The 8,166-nt window shown below is 44.6% G+C and carries 10 protein-coding genes and 1 pseudogene; 4 read left to right on the top strand and 7 right to left on the bottom strand.

The annotated features are described in order from the left end of the window. Nucleotides 1-1,099, bottom strand: a 1,099-nt coding sequence (purB, locus tag F7C14_RS04170; RefSeq protein WP_290900192.1) for an adenylosuccinate lyase, incomplete at its 3' end; no start/stop codon positions are given. A 164-nt stretch (nucleotides 1,100-1,263) separates the two neighbouring features. Here purB and tuf point away from each other — a divergent pair. The 3 genes from tuf to F7C14_RS04155 are packed head-to-tail and all read left to right on the top strand — an operon-like array spanning nucleotide 1,264 to nucleotide 3,800. Beyond that, a complete protein-coding gene (gene tuf, locus F7C14_RS04165) occupies nucleotides 1,264-2,535 on the top strand; it encodes a translation elongation factor EF-1 subunit alpha (protein WP_290900191.1) in 1,272 nt (423 codons plus the stop codon). Nucleotides 2,536-2,570: 35 nt separating this feature from the next. After that, nucleotides 2,571-2,891, top strand: a complete 321-nt coding sequence (gene rpsJ / locus F7C14_RS04160) for a 30S ribosomal protein S10 (RefSeq protein WP_012966884.1) — start codon at nucleotides 2,571-2,573, stop codon at nucleotides 2,889-2,891. After that, nucleotides 2,892-3,800: a ribonuclease Z gene (locus F7C14_RS04155; RefSeq protein WP_290900190.1), complete on the top strand. Its 909-nt coding sequence runs from the start codon at nucleotides 2,892-2,894 to the stop codon at nucleotides 3,798-3,800. Here the strand turns inward: F7C14_RS04155 and F7C14_RS04150 are convergent. The 6 genes from F7C14_RS04150 to F7C14_RS04125 form a co-directional block, all read right to left on the bottom strand. Continuing rightward, nucleotides 3,786-4,418: a cytochrome c biogenesis protein CcdA gene (locus F7C14_RS04150; RefSeq protein ID WP_290900189.1), complete on the bottom strand. Its 633-nt coding sequence runs from the start codon at nucleotides 4,416-4,418 to the stop codon at nucleotides 3,786-3,788. The genes F7C14_RS04155 and F7C14_RS04150 overlap by 15 nt on opposite strands. After that, entirely contained in the window at nucleotides 4,415-5,059 is a 645-nt protein-coding gene (locus F7C14_RS04145) for an ATPase domain-containing protein (protein ID WP_290900188.1), read from the bottom strand. Before F7C14_RS04145 ends, F7C14_RS04150 begins: the two co-directional genes overlap by 4 nt. 62 nt (nucleotides 5,060-5,121) lie before the next feature. Beyond that, the gene (locus F7C14_RS04140) at nucleotides 5,122-6,249 is read right to left on the bottom strand and encodes a pyridoxal phosphate-dependent aminotransferase (protein ID WP_290900187.1); all 1,128 of its coding nucleotides are present in this window, start codon (nucleotides 6,247-6,249) and stop codon (nucleotides 5,122-5,124) included. Continuing rightward, a complete protein-coding gene (gene ribH / locus F7C14_RS04135; RefSeq protein WP_290900186.1) occupies nucleotides 6,233-6,661 on the bottom strand; it encodes a 6,7-dimethyl-8-ribityllumazine synthase in 429 nt (142 codons plus the stop codon). Before ribH ends, F7C14_RS04140 begins: the two co-directional genes overlap by 17 nt. A gap of 42 nt (nucleotides 6,662-6,703) precedes the next feature. Then, the gene (locus tag F7C14_RS04130; protein ID WP_290900185.1) at nucleotides 6,704-7,210 is read right to left on the bottom strand and encodes a GNAT family N-acetyltransferase; all 507 of its coding nucleotides are present in this window, start codon (nucleotides 7,208-7,210) and stop codon (nucleotides 6,704-6,706) included. Then, nucleotides 7,210-7,992: a metallophosphoesterase gene (locus F7C14_RS04125; RefSeq protein WP_290900184.1), complete on the bottom strand. Its 783-nt coding sequence runs from the start codon at nucleotides 7,990-7,992 to the stop codon at nucleotides 7,210-7,212. The genes F7C14_RS04130 and F7C14_RS04125 overlap by 1 nt, the downstream gene beginning before the upstream one ends. 40 nt (nucleotides 7,993-8,032) lie before the next feature. On the opposite strand from F7C14_RS04125, the pseudogene F7C14_RS04120 reads away from it, so the two are divergent. Beyond that, nucleotides 8,033-8,166 (top strand): annotated as a pseudogene (locus tag F7C14_RS04120) (acetyl-CoA C-acyltransferase); the annotation flags it as partial.

The raw sequence follows: 8,166 nt of genomic DNA, 5'->3' as shown, positions 1-8,166 counted from the left end.
TCACAGCCTCGCTCATGTTCAATCCTCGTTGCTTTTCTAAGTTCTCTCTCACAGCCTTCTCGTTTATCCCCAGCTCTTCCACGACTTTGATAGCTTTTGTGAGAATGTGGTCAAGCAAAACTGTAACTTCGACCAAAATTATCCTCTCCGCTGATGAATTCGTTAGATCTCTTTCCTCCCACAGAATCGAGCTTTGATATTGGGGCTCAACGAAACCTCTTATTACTCTCGCCAATCCGCAGATTTGTTCGCTGTCTATCGGATTCCTTTTGTGGGGCATCGTGGAGCTGCCGACTTGCTTTTCTCTTTCGAACCTCTCGAAAACTTCTGCAGTTTCGGCTCTCTGAAGAAGTCTTATGTTTGTCGCTATTTTTTCAAGTGTTGCCGCAACGTTTGCCAAAAACCCGACGTACTCGCAGTAGACGTCTCTCGGAACTATCTGACTGCTTATCTCAGCCGGTTTTAAATTGAGGAATCTCATTACCTCATTTTCAATTTCAAAGCCGTCCTTTCCGAAAGCAGCTTGCGTCCCAACTGCACCGCTCATCTGCCCGACTAAGATCCTTTTCTTCATTTCTTCCAGTCTTTCCAAGTGTCTCTTTACTTCACTCGCCCACAGGGCGAATCTAAAGCCGTAAGTAGTTGGAAGTGCTGCCTGTCCGTGAGTTCTACCCAAGCAAACGAGGTTTCTATACTTCTCGCCTTTCTCAGCAAGCTTCAAAGCAAGCTTCGCCAGTTTTATTTCCAGTATTTTTATCGAGTCCCTCAGCTGAGTCGCAACAGCAGTATCTATTATATCATTCGATGTCGCTCCAAAGTGTATCCACCTGTCATCTTCAGCCACTTCCGCTATAGCTCTAACAAGAGCCATTACATCGTGCTTTATCTCGGCTTCAATTTCCTTCACTCTCTCCGGACTTATCCTCCTCGCCCTCTTAGCGAGTTTCTTTACAGATTCTTCGCTTAGGTATCCAAGTTTGGCGAGAGCTTTGAGAAGAGCTATTTCTACTCTTATCATTCTCTTTATCCTGCTTTCTTCGCTCCAAATTCTCTTCATTTCCTTAGTACCGTATCTATAATCTATCGGATGAACGATCATCTGAAGGAGATCATTACGAGAATTTAAAATGTTTGGGCTAAACCTTCGAAATTCTTCAGTGAAAATCAAGAGCGATAACCTTCGACAAGCTTTCGAAATACTTCTTGAAGGTGAAAATTTTATATACCCTCCAGCAATTAGCTCAAGAAAGGGAGGTGGATAGAATGGCAAAGGAGAAGGAACACATTAACGTGGCTATGATCGGACACGTCGACCACGGTAAGTCGACGTTAATCGGAAGGCTGCTTTACGATGCTGGAGAAATCCCAGAGCACTTAATTGAGAAATACAGAAAAGAGGCCCAGGAGAAGGGTAAAGCAACTTTCGAGTTCGCTTGGGTAATGGACAAATTGAAGGAGGAGAGAGAAAGAGGTATCACGATTGACGTAGCTCACAGAAAGTTCGAGACGGAGAAGTACATGATCACTATCGTCGACTGCCCGGGACACAGGGACTTCATAAAGAACATGATCACCGGTGCTTCTCAAGCTGATGCTGCAATTCTTGTTGTAGATGTAGTGGATTGCGTACAGGCTCAGACCAAGGAGCACGTATTCCTTGCGAGAACCCTCGGAATTAACCAGTTAATAGTGGCTATCAACAAGATGGACAGAGTAAACTACGATCAGAAAGCTTTCGAAAAATGCAAGGAAGCGGTAGCTAAGCTGATAAAGCTTGTAGGTTACAAGCCTGAGGAGGTTCCTTTCATTCCGGTTTCAGCCTACTACGGAGACAACGTCTTCAAGAAGAGCGACAAAATGACTTGGTACAACGGTCCGACGATAAAGGAGGCTTTGGACTTGTTGAAGCCACCTGAGAAGCTCATCGACAAGCCATTGAGAATTCCGATTCAGGACGTCTACTCGATCAGCGGTGTCGGAACTGTGCCGGTGGGAAGAGTTGAAAGCGGAGTGCTTAAAGTTGGAGACAAAGTAATCTTCGAGCCGCCGGGTGTTGTCGGAGAGGTTAAGAGCATCGAAATGCACCACGAGCCAATCAAAGAAGCTTATCCCGGAGACAACATCGGATTCAACGTCAGAGGAGTTAGCAAGAACGACATAAGGAGAGGAGATGTCGCCGGACACCCAGACAACCCACCAACTGTAGCAAGGGACTTCACCGCTCAGATCGTAGTTTTGCAGCACCCGACAGCCATAACAGTTGGATACACTCCTGTAGTGCACGCTCACACAGCTCAAGTGGCTTGCAGGTTCGTGGAGTTGCAGAAGAAGATCGATCCGAGGACTGGAGCTGTGAAGGAAGAGAACCCGCAGTTCCTCAAGACTGGTGATGCTGCCGTTGTAAAACTTGAGCCGACGAGACCGATGGTAATAGAGAAGGTGAAGGACATCCCACCGCTCGGCAGGTTTGCCGTAAGAGACATGGGAATGACGGTAGCAGCTGGAATGGTTCTTGACGTAACTCCAAGGAAGTAATCTTCCTCAATTTTTATTTTGTTTGGGTGTTTGATATGGCAATTAAAGGCTACAAAGCAAGGATCAGGCTCTCTGGATTAAACCCGAAGGATCTTGACAGAATTTGCAGGCAGATAAGAGAGATTGCAGAAAAGATGGGCGTCGAAATTTCCGGACCGATTCCGCTGCCAACGAAAAGGTTGGTGGTGCCGGTAAGAAAGTCGCCCGACGGAGAGGGAAGTGAAACGTGGGACCACTGGGAGATGAGGATCCACAAGAGACTGATTGACATCGCAGCCGATGAGAGAGCTTTAAGGCAGATAATGAGAATTCAGATTCCTAAGGACGTGAACATCGAAATAGTCCTTGAAAGCTAAATGTTTTTGAAAGTCACTTTTCTCGGAACTTCTGGGACAGTTCCGAGTGTCGATAGAAACACTTCTTCTATTCTCCTCAACTATTCTGGTTGCAAAATTCTCTTCGATTGCGGAGAAGGGACGCAAAGACAGATGATGAAAGCGAAAACTGGATTCAATTTAGAGGCGATATTCATAACTCATCTCCACACCGATCACTTCATTGGGATCTTCGGTTTGCTCGAGACGATGTCTTTAAACGGTAGAGAAAAGCCTCTTTCGATATACTCTCCAAACTCGAAATTTTTGAGAAAACTCTTCAGGGAATTCGGTTACCACAATTTGGAGTTTCCGGTTAGGGTTGTAGGGTTGAAAGACGGGGATTTCGTTAGATTCGAAAATTTCAAAGTTCTGGCTTTTAAAACCGATCACATAGTAGAAAGCTTGGGTTACGCTTTCATAGAGGACGAGAGAAGGGGAAAATTTAACGTGGAAAAAGCAAGAGAGCTCGGAATTCCTCCGGGTCCATTATATTCGAAACTCGTGAGAGGAGAGGCAGTTGAGTTCGGAGGGAGGATAATAACTCCGGACATGGTTTTAGGGGAAAAAAGACCGGGGTGGAAAGTCGTTTACACCGGCGATACGGCTCCGGTGGAAAAGCTTTTAGAGATCGCTAAAAACGCTGATTTACTAATACATGACGCAGCCTTCACCTCTGATCTCAACGATTGGGCTAAAGAGACTAAGCACTCAACAGCGAGGGATGCGGCTGTAATTGCGAAAAAAGCTAACGTGAAAAAACTCGTTTTAACACATATAAGCGCACGCTACTCCAAAGAGCCGGAAAAACTTCTTGAGGAGGCTAAACAAATTTTCGAGAACGTGGTCGTTGCTGAAGATTTCATGGAAATCGAATTAGAGAGGGATTAACCTCGCGAGGAGAGTTACTATTTTGGAGTAAATTCCGAAGGCAAAGAGGAAAGCGTAGAGAACGATTATAACTCCAGCTACTTTCCTTATCCTATTTTCGTATCTTGCTATTTTTCCGTAGGAGATTTTCTCTGAAGAGAGGGCTATGAGGGAAAGGGTTGAAGCTAAGCCTATCCCAAAGCTTAGCATTATCAAAGCTCCCTTCTCACTTCCAGATAATGCTGCGTAGCTCAGTAAAGCTCCGATAAACGGGCCTATACAAGGAGACCAGACGAGACCGAGGGAAAATCCGAGGAGGAGGGGAGATGTCACGTTGAAAAATCTCCCGGATATCCTGCTAACAACGACGACGTACTTTTCGTAGACTCTATCCTCAAGCAGCACGATACCGAAGAGAAGGAGAAGAGTAGATGCGATAACTCTCGTTAGAAGGTAATTGGAGAAAACTCCCGCAAAGTAGCCGAGAGCTACGAAGGTAGCCACCATAGTGAAAACTATTAGGAAAACTTCTTTCCAAGAGAATCTCCCTGCCGAGAAAATAACCGGGATCAAAGGGAGAACGCAGGGTGAGATTACGGAAACCACTCCTGCTAAAAAAGCTAAGGCGAATTCTATCATATCTTCAGCTTTCTTCTTATGTAAGCGTCGACAACATCTGGAAGCTCTATTCCGTTCTCCGTTATTTTAAACTCGCTCATATCGACCGGAATGTATTCTGACGCTCTTATAATTTTCAGAAACCTTTTAACTTTCCCATCTACCCACTGCCTCTCCAACTCCATTATATCGGAGAAGATCAAGCTGACAGAGGTTTCGGTGTGAATGTCGTGAGCGTTTTTAACGAGGGTAAATATTCCGCAACTGTTCTCGCTTTCCACTCTAACGACTATATTCCTCAGAAAGTGTATAAGCTTCTGGGGAGGGTGATAGAGAAGCAAGCCAGAGATTGAGTCGAAGGCTAAGAAATAGTTACTTTTTAAATTGTCGAGGGCTTTGCCTATCGCCAAGCTCACCTCGTTGAGGTTGAGGGGGTTGGAAACGATTAGATCCTTGTTGGTGTGGGTCGGTCTCCTCTGCCAGGTATGAGTGTCGACTATCCACAAGTTTATTCCTTTAAACGTTGACTCGATCTCTTTTCTGACGATATCGGCACTCTTCGTTGTTGTGATCCAAAGAACTTTATTGAATTCACCCAAATACTTATAAATTAACCTCGTTTTTCCTGTTCCCGGTTCCCCTATGATGAGTATTGTGGACATTACATCAACCTCACTTTAATTTTTTCTTTGCTTGTTAATAAATTTTTCTTTCCATATCGTAACTACCCTCTGAGGAAATCTCCTATTCTCTCCACCGCTCTCTTCAAATTTTCCATGGAAGTTGCATAGCTTATCCTGATCCAATCGGTGAATTTTCTCCCAAATGCACTTCCGGGGGTTACGGCAACTTTCTTCTTTTCAAGCAACTCTTCGCAGAATTTTTCGCTGTCCATTCCGACTTTCACGAACATGTAGAACGCTCCTTTGGGAGGAGCGAATTCGAGATCCATTTCTCTCAGACTTTTCTCAAGAAATTCTTTCCTTCTCCTAAACTCCTCAACCATTTCTTTTAAAAAGCTGTGATCCCCTTTCAAAGCTGCCAAACCTGCGTACTGCACGAAGGTTGTTGGAGAACTGACACTGTGGGATTGTATTTTCTCCATCCCCTTCACGATCCATTCTGGAGCGGCAGCATACCCGAGTCTGAAACCCGTCATCGAATAGGTTTTGGAGAAGCCGTTTATCGTGATAGTTCTTTCGAGCATGTCGTCAAAAGAGGCTAAGCTAACATGCTCTCCTTCGAAAATTATCTTTTCGTAAATTTCGTCCGACATAACTAAGATGTCGTGATCAACAGCCAGATCTCTTACCTTCTTTAAAAACTCCTTCGGATAAACTACTCCGAGGGGGTTGTTGGGGGAGTTTATGACGATCATCTTTGTCTTACTCGTCACGTAATCTTCGATGGGAGCATCTTCAAAATTCTCTCCGTGTTCAACCCAAACCGGCTTTCCTCCAGAGAGAATTACGCAAGGTTCATAGCTCACCCAAGCCGGATCGAGCAAGATTACTTCGTCTCCCTCTTCAAGGGTTGCCATCATAGCCTCATAAATGGCGTACTTCGCTCCGGGGGTGACGATTACGTTTTTAGCCTCGACGTTTATCCCGTTCTCCTCTCTTAGTTTCTCCGCTATGGCTTCAAGAAGCTCGGGAATCCCTTTTGTTGGAGCGTACTTCGTCTTACCTTCCATTGCAGCTTTGCAAGCAGCTTCTACGATATGCTTTGGGGTGGGAAAATCCGGTTCTCCAACTCCGAGGTCTATAACGTCCTCTCCTCTCCTTTTCAGCTCTTTAGCGATTGAAGAAATCTTCATCGTGGCGGAGGGTTTTATCCTATCTACCCTCCTCATACTCTTTCAGCCTCCTCACGAGCTTTACAGCTGCTTCAACAGCTCTCTTAGCGTAATCAACCCTTTCGTGAGCTGCCAATCTTCCCATTCCCGGACCGCTTATACCAAGCGTTACTGGCTTTCCGTACTCGATGCTTAAATCCATGATCTTCCTTGCAGCATGCTGAGCTACCACCTCATCATGCTCCGTCTCTCCTTCAATCACGCAGCCGATGGCAACGATGGCATCGACGTTCCCCTTTTCGAGCATTTTTTTAACCGCAATGGGTATATCGAAAGCTCCCGGAACCCTGATCGTTTCGGAAATTTCCGCTCCAAGAAATTCCGCATGTTCTTTTGCGAGAATTTCCATCATGTACGTTATATCTCTGTTGAATTCAGAAACGACCAAGCCGAGCTTGATTTTTTCCATGTTTTCCTCTGGACGCTCTAAATATTTATAAATTTGTATGCCTCAGTAGAGATCTTCGTTAAAAAGATAGGTAACGACGAAACCCTCTTCGAACTCTTCAAATCTTTCGACCTTTGCATTCAAATCCACTATTACGTCCTCAAAGTAATCGTATATTCCGCAGGAGACGCAGAATGGTCCGGTAAACAGAACTTTAGCCCTTCTCTTTTCAAATTCTAAAAGCTCCGCGTGAGCTTCTGGGCTTCGGTATCTGTTGAATTTCTCGATTTCTTCTTTAAGCTTAAGCAAGGGAGTGTATCTAAACTTTCCCTTTAAGCCTTTCTTCTCGATTCTGCTTTTTATGTAGGGGCAGGAAACTTTGACGTTTTTCCCTTCAAGCTTTTTCAAAACTTCTTCAACGAGTTTAGAGGCGTATCCTTTTCCTTTCGCATCTTCTACGGTTACGGTTTCAATTAAATGTATCTCATCGTTTTCTTCGAAAGCTATCCAACTCAGAATCCTGTCTCCGTCTTTTAAAACGAATTTTCCCTTATTCTTAACAACTTCCATCACCAGACCTCCCTAACTATCCCGAATTTTCTAACAATATCGTTCCCGTCTTTATAGCTTTCGCTCAAATTAATTCTGAGGATAGCCGCTGAGCTTAAGCCGTAGGGGATTGCCGTGGAGCCGAGGGTGATTAGGTATCCATCCTGTTCGACTAAAAGAACTTTGTACGGCTGGTGGGACCTAATAACGCAGCTAAACCCCTCATCTTCACAAAAAGTTCTCGTCAAATCCCTTCCGAAATAGTAGCCTATGCCCCTATCGTAATTAAATTCGCAGCCTCTTCTCTCCATCGGATCGTTCCAGAGTATTTCTGTCTCGTATTTTTCTGGATTTCTTTTCAATTCGCTGAACGATACAACTCCTCTGCACGAGTTCGTGGCAAGTCCTCCGTGACATAGAAACAAATCTCCGGCAACTGCAAAAAGAGGTAGTTTTTCCCAGAGTCTTTTAAATAAGCTATACAGCTCTCCCACTCCCTTCTCTTCAAGAAGAGCTGGAAAATCGTGGGGAAAAGCTTCTCCGGTTTCGTGGTTGCCCTTGAGCATAACGGCTTTTCCTTCAACGTATAGCTTCAGCACCTCCTCATAAACTTCTAAAGCCTCTCTCCCCCTATCTTCGTAGTCCCCAAGAAAAATGAAAAATCCATGAGCGTCTTTCATAAGCTTCTTCATTGTCGAGTAATCTCCGTGAATATCACCAAAAATCGTTATCTTTTCTTCCTCTATTTCAACAAATTTCTTTCCCGCGAGTTTTATCGCCTCATCAAGCAGATCTTCGATCATATTTCGAAAAATATTTAGCTGCTTTCTAAAATTTTCGTTCATGGTAGTTATCGTCGATGGGGTTAGAACGCCCGTTGGCAGATTTGGAGGGAGTTTGGCGAGCTTGAAAGCTTACGAGCTTGGAAGCATTGCCATCAAGGGTCTTCTTAAAAAGCTAAAAGTAAAACCTAAAGC

The organism is Ferroglobus sp. (assembly GCF_015521575.1).
GTDB lineage: Archaea > Halobacteriota > Archaeoglobi > Archaeoglobales > Archaeoglobaceae > Ferroglobus.
This window is presented reverse-complemented; position numbering and strand designations above follow the sequence as displayed.